Source organism: Sphingobacterium sp. BIGb0165 (assembly GCF_024810095.1).
In the GTDB taxonomy this organism is placed as follows: domain Bacteria; phylum Bacteroidota; class Bacteroidia; order Sphingobacteriales; family Sphingobacteriaceae; genus Sphingobacterium; species Sphingobacterium detergens.
Map to the genome: position 1 here is coordinate 85496 of NZ_JANUEB010000001.1, position 19312 is coordinate 104807.

Below are 19312 nucleotides of genomic sequence, written 5' to 3' on the forward strand. Positions count from 1 at the left end.
AAACAGGTCTTTTTTGTCGTTTTCCTTAGAAAGACGCTACCTAAACACCTGACTGCACTTCGTTGATTGTGCCCAAAAATTTCGAGATAAGAACTACTGTATACTAATAGTCCAACCAGTTTTTTAGGAGCTGGGCTTTTTCCCGACTGACAAGGATTTCGACATCTTCGCTATGTTTGATTTCGATTTTAAGTTTACCATTAAAATGGTTATGTAATCTCTTGATTGCATCTATATGTACTATAAATTGTCGATTGGCACGAAAAAAAACTTTGGGATTTAATTGTTGCTCCAGCTCTTCTAAGGTTTGCGGTACAATTTCGACGGTACCACATTTCAGCTTGGCATGTGTTAACTTAAACTCTGAGTAAAAATATTGAATGTCTTCAACCAGTATTGTTTTATAACCGTCTTTGTAGGGTAGGAGAAACCGGGTTCTGAAATCTTTGGGATAGATAAAATCCAATAGGCCTTGGATCGGAGCCTGACTCATCTGTTGAAGTTGTAGGCCGTCTAATTTGACCAATGCGTTTTCTAATTCTTTTTTTTCTACAGGTTTTAGGAGATAGTCTATACTGTTGAATTTAAAGGCTCTGACGGCATATTCATCAAAGGCTGTCGTAAAGATAATGGGGCAGTCAATTTTAATACTTTCCAGGATCTCGAAACTTAGACCATCAGAAAGACGGATATCCATCATGACCAAATCCGGAGATTCATTACTTTGAAACCAAGTGATGCTGTCGGCAATATTATCCAGGACATCCAGTATCTGTATTGATGGCTTTATTTCCTTCAATAGTCGTTTTAGACGATCAGCATTAAGTTTTTCATCTTCAATAATTAATACGTTGGTTATACTCATGAGTTTTGTTCTATAAGTGGTAGATTAACTTTGAATGTCTTCCCATTGTTCAAGATCTTTGGTTGCAGATTTGACAGTAGATCATATCTTTTAATGATATTCGAAATACCTATTCCCGATGACTCTGATACATTCTCTATTGGTATCAAAATATTTTCGACAACTAATTGGTTATGTGCATTGGTGTATACCTTAATTTTTAACGATCGTTTTTTATTGGTTTGATTATGCTTTAGTGCATTTTCAACCAAAAGCTGTAAGGTGAGTGGTGGTAGTTGATAATTGGATTTTGCAGGATCTACATTTATTTCAAAATGAACTCCTTCTCCAAATCTATTTTTTATTAAGAAAATATAGGAATCTAAGAAATTGAGTTCCTCTTCAAGAGAAATAACATCTTTTTTTGAATTCACCAATAGGTAACGGTATATTTTGGAGAAATTTTCAGCATATTCATAGCCAAGTTGCTGATCCTCTAAAATTATTTCGGATAATACGCTCAAATTGTTGAAAACGAAATGCGGGTCAATCTGTAGCTTCAGTGATTGAAGTTCTGTTTCTAGAATAACTTGCCCCAGTTTGGCGGCGCGTATAGATTCATTCTTCCAGTTGTTGATCAGATGAATACCAATGTTAATCCCCATAATCATTAAAGCGATCATAACACTGATGGAGATATTTTGTATGGCGCCTCTTTTTTCTTCTAAGGATGTTGCAATGGTGAGGTTTTGTAGCTCATAATAATAACGGGAAATAATGTAAACCAGTAATAAATTGATAAGAAGAACCACAATAAGGTTAATCACGGTTTCAATCAGAAGCCTTTCTGTCGGATTGTCTTTCCATGTTAGGATACGATCCAATCTATTGTGGACAATAATACTGAACTCTGAAATAAGGAAACTGTAAATAATGGTAAAGGTCCATTCTCCCAATATTTCAAACATATTTCGCTGAAAATAGCCATTCCAGCAACTAGAAAATGGGTCTATAATATAGGCAACAAGATAGATGAGAAAAAAAGACAGTAGGGTAAATAATAACCTTTTCTTATTTGTACTGATTAGATTTTTCTCATTTTTATAGATAGTCTTATCTTGCATTCGTTTTACTTGTATATAGCTATTAAATCAATACAAATTTCGCAATTCGTTTAAGGATTGGGTCACAAATTTATTCTGAAACGTACAAAGAGCAAGCTGAAATATCACTTTGGTATAACCCAGTCGTTTATTGCTTAAATCTTCTGATCCCTGTCCTTAATATATAATATAAAGAATTCCCTTCGGTTTTACAATTAAAATAAAGGTATTTCATCCATTATTTTCTTAAACTGACTACCATCAAAATTAATGAATTTTATGGCAACGCTATTTCATTTAAATTGTGTCAGGATTATTTCGCCTGTAAATGAAAATGTATGTGGACATTGTCTATAATCTCAATATGTGAGTTTTCGGTTATCACGATATTGAATATTTTAACAATTTTCTCGATTGATATTGAAATAACCTAAAAAAGTGTTGAGCGTTTCACTGAAAAAAATAAGGATTGACAAAGTTTCATTTTGTCAATCCTTATGGTTTAAGAGGTATTATGCCCCTATGTAATCAAATATTCCCTATTGATTATTTCGGCTCTTTGTGAGTAGTTGGTGTATGGATAATATCGAAATAAACTGTTTTATTGTCGTTGTTTGGATAGATCCGGTAGGTAAATTCCTTTTTTGTTAATACCGTTATATCAACTACACGTGTGAATAGTGTTTCTCCTGCTGCATTTTTAGCAACGATAGTCCGTGTTTTACCATCTGCTGGAACAGACCAGTCTCCACGCATTTTGGGAGAGTCATCAAGATTGAACATGGTAAAGGTACCATCGGATTTGAAGTAGGCAAAACCTACAAAATTTGAGACATTGGCATCTGTCAATACCACATTTTCACCTTTGTTATTTTTGGCGCTTGTTGTTTCCCAAGCGGTACTAGCCAATACCTCGCTGGGTGTAAGCTGAGGCTCTGGTGTAACTTCATCATCCTTACTGCAGCTCGCGATCAGTAATGTACAAATGGTAATATAACATACCAATGCAATCTTTTTTAAATCTTTCATAATCATTAAATTTATTGTTTCACAAAAGTAATTGCATTATAACTGTTGAATTTGTCCTTTTTATTCCAAGGTTTGAAGGATTTATAACGATGACTTTAATGACAGGGAAGAACTTCTAAAAAGGGACCCTACTTTATTGTTTTGATACTTAAAGGAGGCTTAGTAGGAGGCTTAGTAGGAGTAGGAGTAGGAGTAGGAGTAGGAGTAGGAGTAGTCCAATGAGCGGGGAGTGATCATTGTTTAAGGTTGTTGCTATAAAATAAGACAGGAGACCCTCGCGGTCCCCTGTCTCCCAGATATGTGATATAAAATTAGAAAAATTGCAAATCTTTAAAATTAGTTATTGCTCCATCCACCACCTAAGGAGCGATACAGATCTACTACAGCCGAAAGTTCTGCCTTCTTCACTTGAGCCAGCTCAAGTTCACTTTGCAATATATTGCTTTGTGCGGTGATTACTTCTAGATAAGTTGCCATACCAGTTTCAAAGAGAAGGTTGGCATGTTTTGTAGCCTCTTTTAAACGAGTCGTTCTATCCAAAGTAATCTGTTGTTTTTCCTTCAATTTTTGGATTGAAATCAGGGCATCGGAAACTTCTCCGGCAGCTGAAATAACTTTTTGTTTGAAAATCATAACATTCTTCTCTTGTTCTATGCGGGCAAGCTCATATTGCGTTTTCAGCTCTCTACGCTGAAAAATAGGTTGTGTAATACTACCTGTGATTGCACCAAATAAAGATGCAGGCAGATTAAACCAATTACTTGCTTTAAATGCGTTGACACCTGCCTCAGCACTAATGACCAGCGAAGGATACATTCTTGCTTTAGCAGATTTTTGATAGGCCTGAGAAGCAGTGACAGCAAGCTCTGCCTGTTTAACATCAGGACGATGGCTTAATAAATCTGCTGGTATTCCTGTTGAAAGATCTTCAGGAAAACGAACGTTAACCAATTGTTCCTGTGTTTTGATTTCCGCTGGGAGTTTACCACTGAGAATTTGGATCGCATTCTCCTGAAGATGGATCTGTTGTTCGAAATCAGGGATAAGCGCAGCAGCGGATAGACGTTGCGCATCGACTTGTTCCAAAGCAAGTAATGTAATATCACCAACTTCATATTGTTGCTTGACAATACGGAGCGTGGTATCGCTCAGCTGTAAATTTTGCTGTGCGATATCCCGTAATTGATAAAGCATCAAAAGTTGATAATAACCTTGCGCCACTTGGGCAATCAATTGGGTTTGTATAACTTTTTTTGCTTCTTCAGTTTGCAGGTAAGAAGCCAATGCTGCCGCATTTTGGTTCTTGATTTTCCCCCATAGATCAGCCTCCCAGGATAAACCAATGGATGCTGTATAGTCTTCAACGTGATGCTGTTTTAAAAATTGATTCAAGCTCAATCCGTTCATGCTATTATTAGAAGGGTTGGTACTATTTCCTCTGATCTGCAACTGTGCTGCGGGAAGATAGCCCGCTTTTGCCTGCTTCAAGTTCAGTTGAGACGACTCTATATTTTTCAGTGCCAATTGCATATCCAGATTATGCTGGATTGCACTGTCGATCAAGCTTTGTAAAACAGGATCTTTAAAGAAATCACGCCATGGAATAGAACCGATATTGTTTTCTTGTGTTGCTTTTCCCTGATCACGGTATTGCTCAGGCAGATTTGGTGCAAGATGTTTATTGCTAACCAGTTTATCTGTTTTACAAGACCACGCGACAAAAGATAAGATGAAAACCGTCAGTAGCTTTACTTTTCTATTCATATATTTCGATGTTGTCATTGTTTACTAATTATTTGTATGCACTGGGATTTCCAAAGAAATATGCTCATTCTCCAGTTGTTTTTCTTTTGGCGTACCGCTTACTTTCTCTTGTATAAACTGGAATACGATGAAGAGGATAGGAATAATAAAAAGCCCTAATACAACCCCACTAAGCATTCCTCCTGCCGCTGCAATACTGATCGAGTGATTACCTTGTGCCGAGGGACCCACTGCAGTCATCATAGGAATCATACCTACAATGAAAGCCAAAGATGTCATGATAATAGGTCTCAGACGTAAGCGTGCAGCTTTAAGCGCAGCGCTTGGTATCGAAAGCCCCTGTTTTCGACCTTGAATGGCAAATTCGACAATTAAAATAGCGTTCTTCGCCAGTAATCCGATCAACATGACCAACGCTACCTGAACGTAAATATTATTGGCAGTATCGGTGAGGCTAATTGCTGCAAAAACGCCAAATATACCTGTGGGAATAGAGAGTATAACGGCTAATGGGATAATGTAACTCTCATATTGTGCCGCGAGAAGGAAGTAAACGAAGATCAAACAAAGGATAAAAATAAGTGTAGACTGACCTCCGGAGACAATTTCTTCTTTTGTCATACCTGAAAATTCATAGGTGAATCCAGTTGGCAAATGCTGTTTGGCCACTTCTTCCACGGCACGGATTGCATCCCCTGAGCTATAGCCAGGTTTTGGGATTGCATTTATTCCGATCGAATTGAATAGATTGTAACGTGAAGCCGTTTCGGGGCCATAGACACGCTCCAGTTTAACCAATGTATTGATAGGTACCATGTCGCCCAATCTGTTTTTAACAAAGATTCCGTCCATAGAAGTTGGTTCGCTACGATCTTTTGCATCCGCTTGGACCATAACACGATAGTACTTTCCGAATCGATTAAAATCTGACGCTTGTGCACTACCAAAGTAGGCTTGCATAGTCTGTAAGATACTTTTGGTGCTTACACCAAGTTGTTCGGCTTTAATATCATCAACTTGTAGTTCGTACTGCGGATAATCGGCTTTGAAGGTTGTGAAGGCCATCATAATTTCGGGACGCTTCATGAGCTCACCAATAAAACCTTGACCTATTGTACTGAATTTACTAAGTTGTCCACCTGTTCTATCTTGAAGAACCATATCGAGACCATCGACGTTACTAAATCCAGGGACTGTCGGAAAGGTAAACACGAAGAAGTTGGCGCCTTTGATATTTGCTAAGCGTTGGTTCACATCAGCCATAATAGCATTGATGTCTTTGATACCGCCACGTTCTTTATGTGGTTTCAGCAAAATAAATGCTACACCAGCCGATGGACTGGTTGATTGCGTTAAAATATTAAAACCTGCCAAAACGTTTAGTGTCTTGGTGAAGTCAGCATGTTGAAGTTGTTTTTCAGCTTCTGCCAATGCACCCGAAGTACGATCCAAAGAGGCACCCGCAGGCATAGATAATGATACTGCTATAAAACCTTGGTCTTCGGAAGGGATAAATCCTGTAGGTGTGCGACGGATCATAAAAACTGTCAGCAACAAGGTGATACCTAAACCTGCAAAAGCTACCCATTTGTAACGGATCAGAAAACGTAAGCTGCCTAAATAGTTTTTGGTCAAGCGATCAAAACCAACGTTGAATCCTGCGAAGAAACGTTCTTTGAAATTAAGTTTCTTAGTCTCGTCGTTGTTATGGTGCGTAGGTTTTAAAAATAATGCACAGAGGGCTGGACTTAAAGTCAAGGCATTGATCGCTGAAATTACAATTGCTATGGCCAGTGTAAAGGCAAACTGTCGATAGAAAACTCCCGTCGAACCTTCCATAAAACCAATAGGGAGGAAGACCGCAGACATGACAAGGGTAATGGAGATAATGGCTCCCGTGATCTCACTCATGGCGGAGGTCGTTGCTAATTTGGGCGGGAGGTTATTATGCTCCATTTTGGAGTGTACGGCCTCGACCACCACGATCGCGTCATCCACAACGATACCGATTGCCAGTACAAGCGCAAATAATGTTAATAGATTGATGGAAAAGCCAAAAAGCTGCATAAAGAAAAATGTTCCCACAATCGCCACAGGCACAGCAATGGCCGGTATCAGTGTTGATCTAAAATCTTGAAGAAATAGAAAAACAACTAAAAAGACCAGAATAAAAGCTTCGATCAAGGTATGTTTAACTTGGTCAATAGACTGATCAAGCGCATCCTTGGTATTATATAAAACAAGATATTTTACACCCTTTGGAAAGCTTAAGGAAGCTTTCTCCATAAATTCCTGAATAGCAATCTGGATTTCATTGGCATTGGATCCTGCTAATTGCATTACCCCGATATTGAGTCCTGCTTTACCATCAATACGCGTATGACTTGCATAGGTGTACGATCCCAATTCAACCCGGGCCACATCTTTAAGCTTTAAGACGGAACCATCGGTATTTGATCGGATGATGATATTTTCGTAATCGCTTGGCTGGTTAAGCTTACCTTTATATTTGATGACAAATTCAAAAGCTTCACGGCTGCTTTCTCCAAATTTTCCTGGAGCAGCTTCGACGTTTTTATCTTGAATTGCCCCCATAACCTCCTCCGGAGTTAATTTGTAGGCGGCCATTTGATTTGGATTAAGCCATACGCGCATGGAATAATCTTTACTACCACCGAAAGCCAATGCTTGTCCTACACCAGGGATACGTTTAAGTTCCGGAATAATATTGATCTGTGCATAGTTGGTGATAAAAGTTTGATCATATTTACCTTCGTCTTCAGTATATAGATCCAATACCATGATCAAGCTATTTTGTTGTTTGGCAGTTGTAATTCCCGCCTGAACCACCTCGGCAGGGAGTTGGCTGGTGGCCTGCGCCACGCGATTCTGCACATTTACAGCAGCCTGATCAGGATCAGTACCCAGCTTAAAATATACTGTAATCATCAATGATCCATCGTTACTCGCGGTAGAGCTCATATAGCTCATGTTTTCGACACCATTGATGGATTCCTCCAAAGAGGGGGCTACGGCACGAAGTACCGTTTCGGCATTTGCGCCGGGATATAATGCTGTTACCTGTACTGCTGGTGGGGCAATATCTGGAAACTGCTGTAAGGGCAGCTTTAGGATACCGATCACGCCCAATATCACAAGTAATATGGAAATTACGGTGGCAAGTACTGGCCTTTCTATAAATTTCTTAAGCATAAGTCTGTTGTTTATAATATTAATTGATGCTGTCTTTTGATAAAGGTTGTGGTGTTATTTTTTGACCATCTTGAAGTAAATCAATACCCTTGTAAACAATGCGATCTCCGGCACTGATTCCCTTGCTTACGAGATAGTTTGCGCCACTTTTTCCGATGACGGTGATGGGCTGCTGTACAACTTTATTTTCTTTTCCGACAGTATACACAAAGATCTTGTCCTGCATTTCAAGTGTAGCAAGTTGTGGCACCAATAAAGCCTGATCATATTTCTTTTGGAGTCTGACACGGCCCGTATTTCCATTACGTAAAACCCCTTCAGGATTACTGAATGTCGCACGTAAGGTAATTGCGCCTGTATTTTTGTCAAATTGACCATCCACCATATCTATTTTTCCTTTTTGATCATAGATTGTCTGATCGGAAAGTACTAAACTGATCGGAGGGAGGTTGTTCAATTTTTGTTGAAGATTACTGCCTTCTGTATTATTTTTGAAAGCAATAAAGTCATTTTCTCCCAATGAGAAATAGACGTGAAGATCTCTGACATTTGACAATGCAGTTAAAGGTTGTGGATCTGCTGGCCCCACTAAACTTCCTTGTTTTCGTTGTAGCCTTCCGATATACCCTTCCGCCGAAGCACGGATCAGCGTATAACCAACATTGATTTTAGCCGTTTCTACAGCAGATACTGCCAATTGAACATTCGCTTTAGCAGCATTACGTGCACTGATCGCTGTCTTTAACTGAAAGTCAGTCAATACTTTGGTATTGACTAATTTTGTTTTTTTCTCAACTTCCAGTTCGGCGTTTTCCAACGCAGCTTTCGCAGCTAATAAATTGGCTTTGGCCTGATTCAGTTGCTCTTGGTATGGCCGGTCATTAATTTTAAAAAGAGCCTGTCCTTTACTGACTTTCGCACCCTCATCGACAAAGATCTGTTCCAAAATCCCCTCAACCTGAGGTCTGATCTCGATATTCGCCGAGGCTTCTATTGTTGCTGGATATTCCTGATAGATTGTCTCGTTACCATTTTCGATGGCAACAACAGGTAGGCTAACAGGAGGAGGATCAATAGGTTTGCTGGTTCCTGTGGAACAGCTGTATAAAAAGATTGCACTAAGCACATATGCGGTCTTTACGATATTAATTCGTTTAACACTGTTAAGTGCTGGAATGTAAATCTTCTTAAGACTTGGTGATACATTTGTTTTCATGTGATATTAAAAATTGAAGTTGTGGTGTATTTAACGGTGTTAGATTTTTTAACGATGTATTTTCTGGTGTAAAAAAATTTAGTCAGTAAGCGAGCGGGTGATACCGTAGATCGCATCTTTTAGAACCTCTTGGTTGGTATTTTCACCATTACCCTGGTTAACCAAGTTGATTGATATTAGCCCATGTATAATTGACCAGTATGTAAAATATTTTCTACAGATCAAATCTTCCGATGGATTTTTATCCTTCATGATCTCACGAATCACGTCACTGATCATTCTACCATGAGATTCCGCACACTTATAAGTCTTTTCAAATCCACAGCAGGCTGTTCCAACGCCAAACATGAGTTGGTACAATTCGCGCTCTTCGAATGCAAAATCCCAATAACTGAACCACATCGCTTCCAATTGTTTCTCCAGGTCGGTTTGAGTTGATTTGGCTTGTCTGACTTTTTTGGCAAGTAAGAGATAACCCTGGTTGGCGAGTTCATTTAAAATTGCATCTTTATTTGCGAAATACTCATAAATCATGGGTGCGGTATATTCAATGATATCCGCAATTTTACGCATGCTCAATGCCTGCCATCCCTCTTCTTTCACGATTTGAAGAGCGGCGTCGAGAATATTAGTTCTATTCTCATCTTTGATACGTTGTATGCGTTCTTTACTACCCATGCTTTAATGCATAAATGATTTAACAGTGTTAAGCAAAATTCAAACTTTTTATTTTATTTAATGACATATAAAAGTCATTAAATAAAAATACCTCTCAAATGCGCTTAAACGGCTCCTTTATCGAGATTATCGGGAAGTATTAGTATCTGTTTTATTCGGATCCTCTCTTTGTCAGACAATGGAATTGCCTTTTCTAGTATGGGTAGGATCTCTGTACTTTTCTCTGTTTGTAGTAGGAGATCCAGGAAACCTAAATAGGTACGGATCAGGTCGGTTTTGACTCCAAAGAAGATGCGCGGATCTATGATATAGATTTCCTGAACCAATGCGAGCAATGTTTCTTTTCTTTTCCTGTCTTTTTCTGTTTGGCCGTAATTGGGTAGAAATCCTTTCTTTTCCAATTCAGCGAGCTTGACAGCAACAGCGTTTTCACGAACGTATTTTTTCTGCTTACGATCCAGAAAATCGCGCAATTCAGTAAGCAAATTACGGTAAACAACTTGTTTTTCTTTGCCCGTAAAGAGATTTATGTCTGTAGAGACGCTGATATCTTCCTGTTCAAAAGCGTCAAAAAAATTGGATGTTACATAGACCGAGTGATGGAAATCTATTGCATTATTGTTAAAGCTACTGAGAACTTTTGCCACTTCTCTTTTTTCGCTATTGCGCAAATAATAGTAATAGCGGTCTCCAATCTGTTGGTTCCAACGAATGTAATTGACCTGAAAAGTATAGGAGGAATCACCTTCAGGACTATATAAAGTCCAAGATAGAAGATCCGTTTCTTGAATCAGATGATCATATTTCAACGGCGTTCCATTAATTCGTATGGTATAGCCTAAATCGCGGTTAAGGTAAAGAAACCAGCCAAATTCCTGCGCCATGAAATCTATAAATTCTTGGGATTCTAAATGGGATGAATTTAGCCCGAAAACGCCCTCCAATCTTACTCGGGTACCTGTCTGTTGATTTTCTACCAGGGTACTTTCGCTAACGTCATATTGTTCTTTGCTGTCCCTATCGATCTGGATGCGGTATGTTTTTAAAACTCCTTCTTCTTTTACAATGGTATTCCAGATCGCTCTTGTCGCAAACAATGAAAAAGAAAATCTACCTTTTCCTTTCTTTCCTCTTGTATAGGAACTTCGCTTGATACTATTTTTCTTTACTGAATCGAGAAAATTACCAAAGGAATAGGGTAGTGTATCGAAAACGATACCCTCTCCATTATCGCTGATGCTAATACTGTTTATATAACCGAGCTCGTTATTATCAATTGCAATATCGACTTTGGTCGCTTTTGCGTCAAAGCCGTTCCATATATATTCAGCAATGACCAGTTTTGGATCTTTAGGTAAACCAGCGGATTCTATACTTAGGTTGGTTATCTGCGTGTTTTTTTTCATGGTGATAGCAATTCTTGTAATTAAAATTTAAGGCGTTAAAAGTAACAGGTTTCACAAATAGATCGTCTACTTCGTGTTCGCTCTTTTATTTCTGAACTTTTTTATAAAATAAGTGAATGCATAAGAGATTCCGAAATAGATAATAAGGTTCAGAAGAAGATATATGCCGTTGAAATATGTTCTGTCCGGTGGTTCTGGGTAACGCTTTCCTCCCAGGTACCGATAAAAGGGAAAGGGGAAACCCATCGCATCGTTACCATCCGAGGGACTGTCAAATCTCGAAAATAGGATAGTTATGATTACTGTTAAAACTAAAAAAATGAGCCAAGTTGCCCTGGGAAACTTTGGAAACATACGCATAAAGACGATTGTTGTTATAAATAAAAATACAATATCTTATGAATATTTAACGCATGTACTTTTCAATAGGTTTCCACCTATCTTCTTCGAAGCGGTAGCCAACTAAATAATGGTTGTTTGTGTCGCAAGCTGTACACTGGTCAAAATTGAATGATTGACGTTATTTACGTGAAATATCACAATGTCATGATGATCGAAATCTATCAATTTTTGAAAATATAAGGTTTAAACTAAAAAAGGAACAGAAAGTTTTTGATTCCATGCTTTAAAATATGAACTTTAGCCTGGATAGACAGTTACTACTTTGATTATTTAGGATAGGTGACTATTGATCTATTGCTTAATGCGGAAAGAGAATCTGCATACGCTATTAATTTGAATGTTGATTCTCCCGAAGACCGACTTAGATAAAATGAGAAGAATCCTTACTTTAATCGCTTGCTGTTGTGCGTTAAATTCGCAGGGCCAACAAGTTGACAGTATTACATCTGTTATTGCACCTGAATATGACCGAGTGGGCTTGGTTCATCGTTTCTGGTTGGGCGATAGCTACCGTAAATTATATAATACGCCTGTAAAAATGCGTGTTATGGATCTTCAAACAGAAAAAGGGGGACTTCATATCATAAAACTGGGCGGGGGGATGCAGACCCAATCACTTCGGATGGCCGATCCTACTGGTAGAGAATGGGTGCTCAGGTCTATACAGAAATATCCGGAACGCAGTCTTCCGGAAAGTCTTCGAAAAACATTTGCAAAAGATATCGTTCAGGATCAAATATCGATACATCATCCATTTGGTGCTTTGACTGTTCCGCCATTTAATAAAGCCTTAGGTATTCCACATGCTTCTCCAGAACTCGTTTTTGTCGGTGATGATCCTGGATTTGGCGAGTATCGCGAGGTCTTTAAAAATAGGCCTTATATGTTTGAGGCACGTACACCCTTTGAAGATCAAAAAACAGATAATAGTGCAAAAGTTATCCGAAAGGTACTGGAAGATAATGATACACAGATTGATCAAAAACTAACTTTACGGTCACGATTACTCGATTTTACATTAGGGGATTGGGACCGTCACCAAGATAATTGGCGATGGGATCCCGAAAAAGAGAAGGGCAAGAAGATTTATACCCCTGTACCGCGTGATCGGGATAAGGTTTATTATAAAACCTCAGGTCTGTTTCCGACTTTACTTTCCTATCAATGGTTAAAAGCCCACTTACAACCATTTAGCCCACATATACGTAATGTGGCTCATTGGAATTTTAACGCACGTCATTTTGACCATTTTTTTCTTACCCATCTCACAGAAGACGAATGGATCGATGAAATAAAATTTGTTCAGAAAACACTTACCGATTCGCTGATTCATCAGGCTATGCTTACTATGCCTGATACTATCGTAAAATTAAGCGCGAATGAACTGGAAACAAATATTCGATCCAGAAGGGACGATCTCATGGAGAGTGGGTTAACCTATTACCGTTTTCTTGCACGTGTTGTTGATTTACCCTTATCTACCAAATCTGAATTCGTTGATATCGATTACAATAAAGACGGTTCTGTATCGGTCAATATACACAATAAGAAAAAGGATGGTACTGAGGGTCGAAAGCTTATAAAACGTACTTTTTTACCTAGTCAAACCGAGGAAATCAGAATCTATGGGATTTCAGGCTCGGATGAATATAAAATCCATGGATCTGGCCGATCTCCTATCAAACTTCGTTTAATAGGTGGAAGAGGTGAAGATCTATATCGTACTTCTGATAAATTTGACAATGGACATCAGGTTTATATTTATGATTCCAAAAATCAACAGGCTTCCGACATTCAGGTTGATAAAAATGTGCGACTAAAATTGAGTGCTGATACTGCTATTCACCAATTTGAGTACGATAATTTTGTATACGATCGTAAAGGAGTTGTGGTCAATCTGGATTATGGTGTTGACCGCGGTCTGATTTTTGGGCTAGGATACCTAATAGAAAATCAAGGGTTTAGAAAGAAACCCTATGCTTATCGGCACCAATTTATGGCCAGTTATTTAACAGGACGCGAATCATTTATGTTTGATTACAAAGGTCACTTTAAGAAACTGATTGCAGATCAGGATCTTTCTATTCACCTTTCATCACTTGGCCCTAGAAATCTGAGCAATTTTTTTGGCTATGGAAACAACACCTTGTTTGAAAAATCGGATTCAAAGAGTATTTCTTACTATCGAAATAGATTTGATATTGTAAGTGGCGACATTTTTCTGGAAAAGTATCTAGATCCTAAACTGAAATTATTTTATGGTTCATCTTCTGAGTATTACAACAGTAAAGAGGCTAATAATATTGGAAAATACTTTGAGGAGTTTAATGCTAAGTTTCCTTCTGAACCTATTTATGGGAGCAATTTTTTTACAGGAATTACTGGAGGAATAGATTATGATACACGTGATAACGCTGCAAATCCAAAATCAGGTATACATATCTATACTAGAGTAGGGTGGAATGCTGAGATTGGCGGCGAGACACGGAAATATACAAAGCTACATCATGCGATGAGTTTTTATAAAACAATTGCCAATGACTACATCACATTTGCGAATAGGACGGGGGTAGATGCTGTTTGGGGAGATCCATATTTTTATCAGCACGCACAGATCGGGGGTGAGATGAGTCTGCGTGGATATAATTCAAGACGCTTTACAGGGAAAACAGCTGTATATAATAATTTTGACATGCGATTGAAACTGTTCAGTTATTCATCCTATCTTGTTCCAGGAACGGTAGGAGCGATTGGTTTTTACGATGTTGGGCGAGTTTGGATGACAGCGGAAAGTTCAGATACATGGCATATGGGCTATGGTGGTGGAATTTATTTTATGCCGGGAGAGCTTCTTACGATTCAAGGAGTGCTGGGTTTTAGCAAAGAGGCGACTTTGCCTTATATTCGGATCGGTCTTTCTTTTTAAGCGTAAATGTTTGCCTAACAAGAGCGTAGCGAAAAGTCCGTTCATGTTGTATATAAATGAAAAATGGTCCGGGGATGTCCATGAACTTGAGAATATTTAACTATGGGATCGGATTTAAAAAAGACACTAAATAAAAATCTTGCTGGTAAAGGACTGCGAAATACAAGTGTAGACCTATCTGTCTTGAGATACTATAAGCAATATGCTAAAACATATGCCGACATTCATAACGGTATTGTGGTATTGAGTGATCTGACAGCCAATTGGAGTTTTACCTTTATGGGCGAGATTGCTGAACGTTTACATTTGAGTTCAGCCAAAAGAAAATTGGAGATCAACAGTATATGGGAGGATTTTCTCTTAGAGCGTGTACACCCTGAAGATCTAGCTGTAAAACATTCACTTGAACTGCAGTTTCTTGAACTGGTCAAGAAAACCGAACCGAAAGAGCGTTTTCGATATCAGGCAAATAGTGTACTCCGTGTAGAAGGAAAAGATGGACAAATTATGTTGATGTCGCATCAGATTATCTATTTGGATACCCCCGGTCAAGAATTTCCGCAATTGGCATTATGCTGCTATACATTAATGCCGGATCGAGAAGATCGTAAAAGTCAGAAAAACTATATTTTTAATCAGGTCAGCGGAGAAGTTTTTCCGCTTGACAAAGAGGAGATGAAGGATGTCATGAGTGTTCGGGAGAAAGAGGTTTTACGGTGTATTAGAGCAGGTATGAGCAGTAAAGATATTGCCGAGAAGCTAGCTTTGAGCGTTAATACCGTCAATCGACACCGACAGAATATTCTGCAAAAACTGCGGGTGCGCAACTCGCATGAAGCGATCAGTATATACAATAAAATGTATAATCAAGATGATACTTCGCTATAGTAAGAAGTCTGTCAAAAGACTAGCTTTTGACAGACCTGACTAAGCTGCTCAATTGGAATTATTTTCTTTTAGCCATTTGGTTCTACGCTGGTCTGGAAGATGTTTGATCCCAAAGTGTTCAAACTTAGCCTGGAAGCCATCACCATCCGGGGATGCACCCATCAAACCAACCATGACAGGATGATTATCTTGTAACCAGGCATTTCTCATCATCACATATTCCTTGTCATCAAAAGAATAAAAGAATTCTACAGCATCTAATCTTCGAATTGCTTTTATCCATATAAAAGGGATTTCTTTATCTATTGGTACCATGCTCCAGTCGCTGGTTCGATGCGTGACGACAGTACTCAGGTTGTACTTGCCATCGACAAATTCTATTCCCGCTTTTATATAATTTTCATGATCTATACGCAGCATGATACCTGCTTGATCAAAACGATTTTTATACTTGGCCGAAATTTTGACCTTCACTTCAAATTCACCCCCTCTCTCCGTGTAGAAAAAGGGTGCATCATCTACGGTAAATCCATAATGTGATATTCGCCAGTAGTCGCTCTTGGGTGTGACAAACATGGAAAGGGAGTTGTTACTGACTGCCCATTCCGTAGGTTCGTTAAACCAGGTCATTTTGTCCAATTGTTGTGCGGCGGCCTGTGTGGCGAAGAAAGGAAGCAATGAAGCCGCAAAAAGTGTCTTTATTTTTTTCATTCTATTCTTTTTAGCAAGAGGTGTATTTCTTTTGTCTAAAGGCAAAGATATCGTCGGCACACTGTCTTTTTCAATACTGATAAATAACCATTATGTGAATAGCGGTCTTTAAATGTAATTTATTTGCAATTTAATTGCATTTAATAATGTTGCTACATAGTTGCAATAATAAAATAACTTACCTTCGTTCTATCATTATTGAAATTAAAGAGTCTATCGGAAGCAGAATTCAATCAAAAATAGACCGTATACTTAATGTAAAAACCTACAGATATGGAGTTTTGGGAACGTAATTTTATAGAAAAGGGGGAGATGTGGGGAGGGAGTCCTGCTCATTCAGCGCACCTAGCGAAAGATCTCTTTATAGCAGAAAATATCAAGGAAATCCTTATTCCGGGCTTTGGCTATGGGCGAAATGGTCATGTATTTCTTGATCATGGAATAGCTGTTACCGGAATTGAGTTGTCCAATACAGCAATTGAAATCGCCCGAAAATATGTTGGAAGTCAGACAATCATACATCATGGTTCGGTCGTAGATATGCCATTCGATACCAAAAAATATGGTGGTATATTTTGTTACGCACTCATCCATCTTCTGGGAACTGAGGAGCGGGCGAAATTTATACGTGACTGTTATGAGCAGCTATCCGAAGATGGTTACATGATCTTTACGACTGTGTCAAAACAGGCAAGTATTTATAGGCAGGGGACAGCCATAGGCACAGATCGTTTTGAAATGTTTGGAGGTGTTCGCATGTTCTTTTATGACTTGGAGTCTATTCGGTCAGAGTTCGAAAAATATGGATTGATTGAAATCAAGGAAGTAGAAGAGAATTATCCTTTTTATTTGATCATTTGTAAAAAATAGAATAAACAAGACAATCATAGATGAAACTAGCCTGATTTATTTAATTCACCTACTGGAATGAATAGGTTCGGGAGATGAAAACCTTATTTACAGGTCCATAAATCTGCTATTATCATCAGCATTTAAAATCAAATTTGTAAAGATGAAAGACGATAAAAATTTTGATGTCATCATTATTGGAGGAAGTTATGCCGGACTTTCGGCAGCAATGGCACTGGGCCGATCACTACGTCAGGTGCTTGTTATTGATAGTGGTCTACCATGTAATAGACAGACACCGCATTCGCATAATTTTATAACTCATGATGGTGAAAAACCATCGGTTATTGCTAAAAAAGCGAAAGAGCAGGTATTAAATTATCCAACAGTAAAATTCCATAAAGGACTTGCTGTAAGTGGAAAGAAAACAAGCAATGGCTTTGAAATCAATACTGAAAATGGTGAACTATTTAGCGCAAAAAAGTTGATTTTTGCGACTGGGGTAGAAGATATCATGCCGGGTATCCAGGGTTTTTCGGCCTGTTGGGGGATTTCAGTTATCCATTGTCCATACTGCCATGGATATGAATTCAAAGGCAAGAAAACAGCAATTATGGCTAACGGTGATCGGGCTTTACATTTGGCATCTTTAGTCAATAATCTCTCCACCGATCTGACAATACTGACTTCTGGAGAAGCAAATTTCAGTGTGGAACAGGCTGCAAAATTGAAGAAACACGGTGTAACTGTCATAGATGAACCGGTTAGTAAAATCCAGCACAAGAATGGCTGGGTGGAAAAAGTGATTTTCAAGGACAACAAAGCAATAGCATTTGATGCCGTATATGCAGCAATCCCTTTTAGGCAGCATTCAAGTATTCCTGTTGAGTTGGGCTGTGACTTGACTGAACAAGGGCATATTGTCGTTGACAATTTTCAGAAAACAACTATTAAAGGGGTTTTTGCATGTGGCGATAATACGAGTATGATGCGGTCCGTTTCCAATGCTGTAGCAGCGGGCAATTTAGCGGGAGCAATGGTCAATAAAGAATTAGTTGAAGAAAACTTCTAATATAAACTTGCAAGATCGTAGCCACGACAAATTTAATCTTAATTTCATTCGGAAGAGATCTGGGATGAACGCTTCCGAATGAAGAACTTTTTAAGAGCCATTGTGCTTAGCCCAACTTAAGCAGACATTTTTCTCAGCAGAAGTTCGAACGGACCATGTTTAAATCTTTTGGCCCAAAGTTTACTGAAATAGTAACTGCATGCGAAATAGAGCAGCGAAATAATAAATATGAGTATTGGGGATAGTGACTTGGATGGGTTGATCTCGGTAAAATATCCCTGATTTATTATACATGAGAAGAAAACTAATCCGATTGTTAGATGGGAAATATAATGTGTCAATGTCATTTGTCCCGTTTTGGCCAAATCGTTTGCAAATTTGTGATGTGAAATAAATTTGCTGATATACATAAATGAAGCAATTAACATTAATCCAAAGCCGATTGTACTGATTAAAAAGGGTAGAAAAGGGGGGAGATAATCTGCATTCAGAAAAAAATCAATCTCAGGAGTCATCAGATTTTTGGGAATACCTTGCAATAGTTGGATCAATAAGTACATGACTAGTCCGATACCAAATGTTTTCCTCTGTATACTTAAATCCGTCCAGTCTAGTTTTGCCAAGTACATTCCGGTAATAAAATAACTCATCCAAGGGAAAACAGCATTCCAGCCATTATAGAAAGAGTTTCGTATAAAACCAGCTAAAGTCCACATATCTTTATATTCCAGTGTATCAAAATTCCAACCTGTTTCATAGGGAATCCAAAGAAGTAGCAGGTGGAAGACGAGGGCAAAAATAATTGCGCCGTAGATATATTGTTTTTTATCGAGGAAAAGGAAAAAGGAGGCAATGAACATATAAAACCCGTAAAAATGTAGAATATCCGCTGGCCACCAGATAGCGAGTAATAATCCCAAAACAAATAAAAATCCGGCCCGTTTAAGCACAATATATTTCTGATTTAGCTGCTCTTCAGCGGTGCCAAATGCCTGTTTTTTTGTCATCAGGGTTAATCCCATACCTGCTAACATAACAAATATAGTGCTTGAGTTGCCGCTAAAGAGGGAGAGGAATTGTCCCTGCCAACCGGTATCGTTGTGGTCTCCGAACACCAAGTTAAAATTCACAATATACATCCCAAAGATTGCATATGCTCTTAGTAAGTCAAATCCTATAAATCTCGTTTTTTCTGCCATGATAATTGCTTT

General features: G+C 38.5%; 14 protein-coding genes. 4 read left to right on the plus strand and 10 right to left on the minus strand.

All coding sequences use genetic code 11. The annotated features are described in order from the left end of the window. Window positions 1–103: 103 nt before the first annotated feature. The 8 genes from M2408_RS00370 to M2408_RS00405 form a co-directional block, all read right to left on the minus strand. Window positions 104–865, minus strand: a complete 762-nt coding sequence (locus M2408_RS00370; protein ID WP_120258271.1) for a LytTR family DNA-binding domain-containing protein — start codon at window positions 863–865, stop codon at window positions 104–106. Continuing rightward, window positions 862–1968, minus strand: a complete 1107-nt coding sequence (locus M2408_RS00375) for a sensor histidine kinase (RefSeq protein ID WP_259178243.1) — start codon at window positions 1966–1968, stop codon at window positions 862–864. The genes M2408_RS00370 and M2408_RS00375 overlap by 4 nt, the downstream gene beginning before the upstream one ends. A 525-nt stretch (window positions 1969–2493) precedes the next feature. Beyond that, window positions 2494–2976 (minus strand): DUF4822 domain-containing protein, encoded by a 483-nt coding sequence (locus M2408_RS00380; RefSeq protein WP_259178245.1) that lies wholly within the window; start codon window positions 2974–2976, stop codon window positions 2494–2496. A gap of 336 nt (window positions 2977–3312) precedes the next feature. Next, a complete protein-coding gene (locus M2408_RS00385) occupies window positions 3313–4740 on the minus strand; it encodes an efflux transporter outer membrane subunit (protein WP_259178246.1) in 1428 nt (475 codons plus the stop codon). 24 nt (window positions 4741–4764) lie between these two features. Next, entirely contained in the window at window positions 4765–7953 is a 3189-nt protein-coding gene (locus M2408_RS00390; RefSeq protein WP_259178248.1) for an efflux RND transporter permease subunit, read from the minus strand. Window positions 7954–7972: 19 nt separating this feature from the next. Further along, window positions 7973–9169, minus strand: a complete 1197-nt coding sequence (locus tag M2408_RS00395; RefSeq protein ID WP_259178250.1) for an efflux RND transporter periplasmic adaptor subunit — start codon at window positions 9167–9169, stop codon at window positions 7973–7975. Window positions 9170–9247: 78 nt separating this feature from the next. After that, window positions 9248–9847, minus strand: coding sequence for a TetR/AcrR family transcriptional regulator (locus M2408_RS00400; protein WP_120258266.1), 600 nt, complete (start codon window positions 9845–9847; stop codon window positions 9248–9250). Window positions 9848–9951: 104 nt separating this feature from the next. Beyond that, window positions 9952–11253, minus strand: a complete 1302-nt coding sequence (locus tag M2408_RS00405; protein WP_259178252.1) for an ATP-binding protein — start codon at window positions 11251–11253, stop codon at window positions 9952–9954. 772 nt (window positions 11254–12025) lie between these two features. Between M2408_RS00405 and M2408_RS00410 the strand changes: the two genes are divergently transcribed. Then, complete coding sequence (locus tag M2408_RS00410; RefSeq protein WP_259178254.1) at window positions 12026–14581, plus strand: BamA/TamA family outer membrane protein; 2556 nt, start codon at window positions 12026–12028, stop codon at window positions 14579–14581. Between the two features lie 102 nt (window positions 14582–14683). Continuing rightward, entirely contained in the window at window positions 14684–15469 is a 786-nt protein-coding gene (locus tag M2408_RS00415; RefSeq protein ID WP_259178255.1) for a response regulator transcription factor, read from the plus strand. A gap of 48 nt (window positions 15470–15517) precedes the next feature. Here the strand turns inward: M2408_RS00415 and M2408_RS00420 are convergent, their stop codons facing one another. After that, window positions 15518–16180, minus strand: a complete 663-nt coding sequence (locus tag M2408_RS00420) for a DUF1349 domain-containing protein (protein ID WP_259178256.1) — start codon at window positions 16178–16180, stop codon at window positions 15518–15520. 273 nt (window positions 16181–16453) lie between these two features. On the opposite strand from M2408_RS00420, the gene M2408_RS00425 reads away from it, so the two are divergent. Both M2408_RS00425 and M2408_RS00430 read left to right on the plus strand, forming a co-directional pair. Then, on the plus strand, window positions 16454–17050 hold the full coding sequence (locus M2408_RS00425) for a bifunctional 2-polyprenyl-6-hydroxyphenol methylase/3-demethylubiquinol 3-O-methyltransferase UbiG (RefSeq protein WP_259178257.1): 597 nt from the start codon (window positions 16454–16456) through the stop codon (window positions 17048–17050). Window positions 17051–17192: 142 nt separating this feature from the next. Further along, window positions 17193–18101 carry an NAD(P)/FAD-dependent oxidoreductase gene (locus M2408_RS00430; protein WP_259178259.1) on the plus strand — a complete coding sequence of 303 codons (909 nt, stop codon included), beginning with the start codon at window positions 17193–17195 and terminating at the stop codon, window positions 18099–18101. 116 nt (window positions 18102–18217) lie between these two features. On the opposite strand, the gene M2408_RS00435 is transcribed toward M2408_RS00430, so the two are convergent. Next, window positions 18218–19300 carry a DUF418 domain-containing protein gene (locus M2408_RS00435; RefSeq protein ID WP_259178260.1) on the minus strand — a complete coding sequence of 361 codons (1083 nt, stop codon included), beginning with the start codon at window positions 19298–19300 and terminating at the stop codon, window positions 18218–18220. Between the last annotated feature and the right edge of the window lie 12 nt (window positions 19301–19312).

Bases quoted from the DNA above. Each gene is read 5' to 3' on its own strand.
- M2408_RS00370 (WP_120258271.1), bottom strand. From the start codon at position 865: ATGAGTATAACCAACGTATTAATTATTGAAGATGAAAAACTTAATGCT.
- M2408_RS00420 (WP_259178256.1), bottom strand. From the start codon at position 16,180: ATGAAAAAAATAAAGACACTTTTTGCGGCTTCATTGCTTCCTTTCTTC.
- M2408_RS00400 (WP_120258266.1), bottom strand. From the start codon at position 9,847: ATGGGTAGTAAAGAACGCATACAACGTATCAAAGATGAGAATAGAACT.
- M2408_RS00410 (WP_259178254.1), top strand. From the start codon at position 12,026: ATGAGAAGAATCCTTACTTTAATCGCTTGCTGTTGTGCGTTAAATTCG.
- M2408_RS00430 (WP_259178259.1), top strand. From the start codon at position 17,193: ATGAAAGACGATAAAAATTTTGATGTCATCATTATTGGAGGAAGTTAT.
- M2408_RS00380 (WP_259178245.1), bottom strand. From the start codon at position 2,976: ATGAAAGATTTAAAAAAGATTGCATTGGTATGTTATATTACCATTTGT.
- M2408_RS00375 (WP_259178243.1), bottom strand. From the start codon at position 1,968: ATGCAAGATAAGACTATCTATAAAAATGAGAAAAATCTAATCAGTACA.
- M2408_RS00415 (WP_259178255.1), top strand. From the start codon at position 14,684: ATGGGATCGGATTTAAAAAAGACACTAAATAAAAATCTTGCTGGTAAA.
- M2408_RS00425 (WP_259178257.1), top strand. From the start codon at position 16,454: ATGGAGTTTTGGGAACGTAATTTTATAGAAAAGGGGGAGATGTGGGGA.
- M2408_RS00395 (WP_259178250.1), bottom strand. From the start codon at position 9,169: ATGAAAACAAATGTATCACCAAGTCTTAAGAAGATTTACATTCCAGCA.
- M2408_RS00435 (WP_259178260.1), bottom strand. From the start codon at position 19,300: ATGGCAGAAAAAACGAGATTTATAGGATTTGACTTACTAAGAGCATAT.
- M2408_RS00385 (WP_259178246.1), bottom strand. From the start codon at position 4,740: ATGAATAGAAAAGTAAAGCTACTGACGGTTTTCATCTTATCTTTTGTC.
- M2408_RS00405 (WP_259178252.1), bottom strand. From the start codon at position 11,253: ATGAAAAAAAACACGCAGATAACCAACCTAAGTATAGAATCCGCTGGT.
- M2408_RS00390 (WP_259178248.1), bottom strand. From the start codon at position 7,953: ATGCTTAAGAAATTTATAGAAAGGCCAGTACTTGCCACCGTAATTTCC.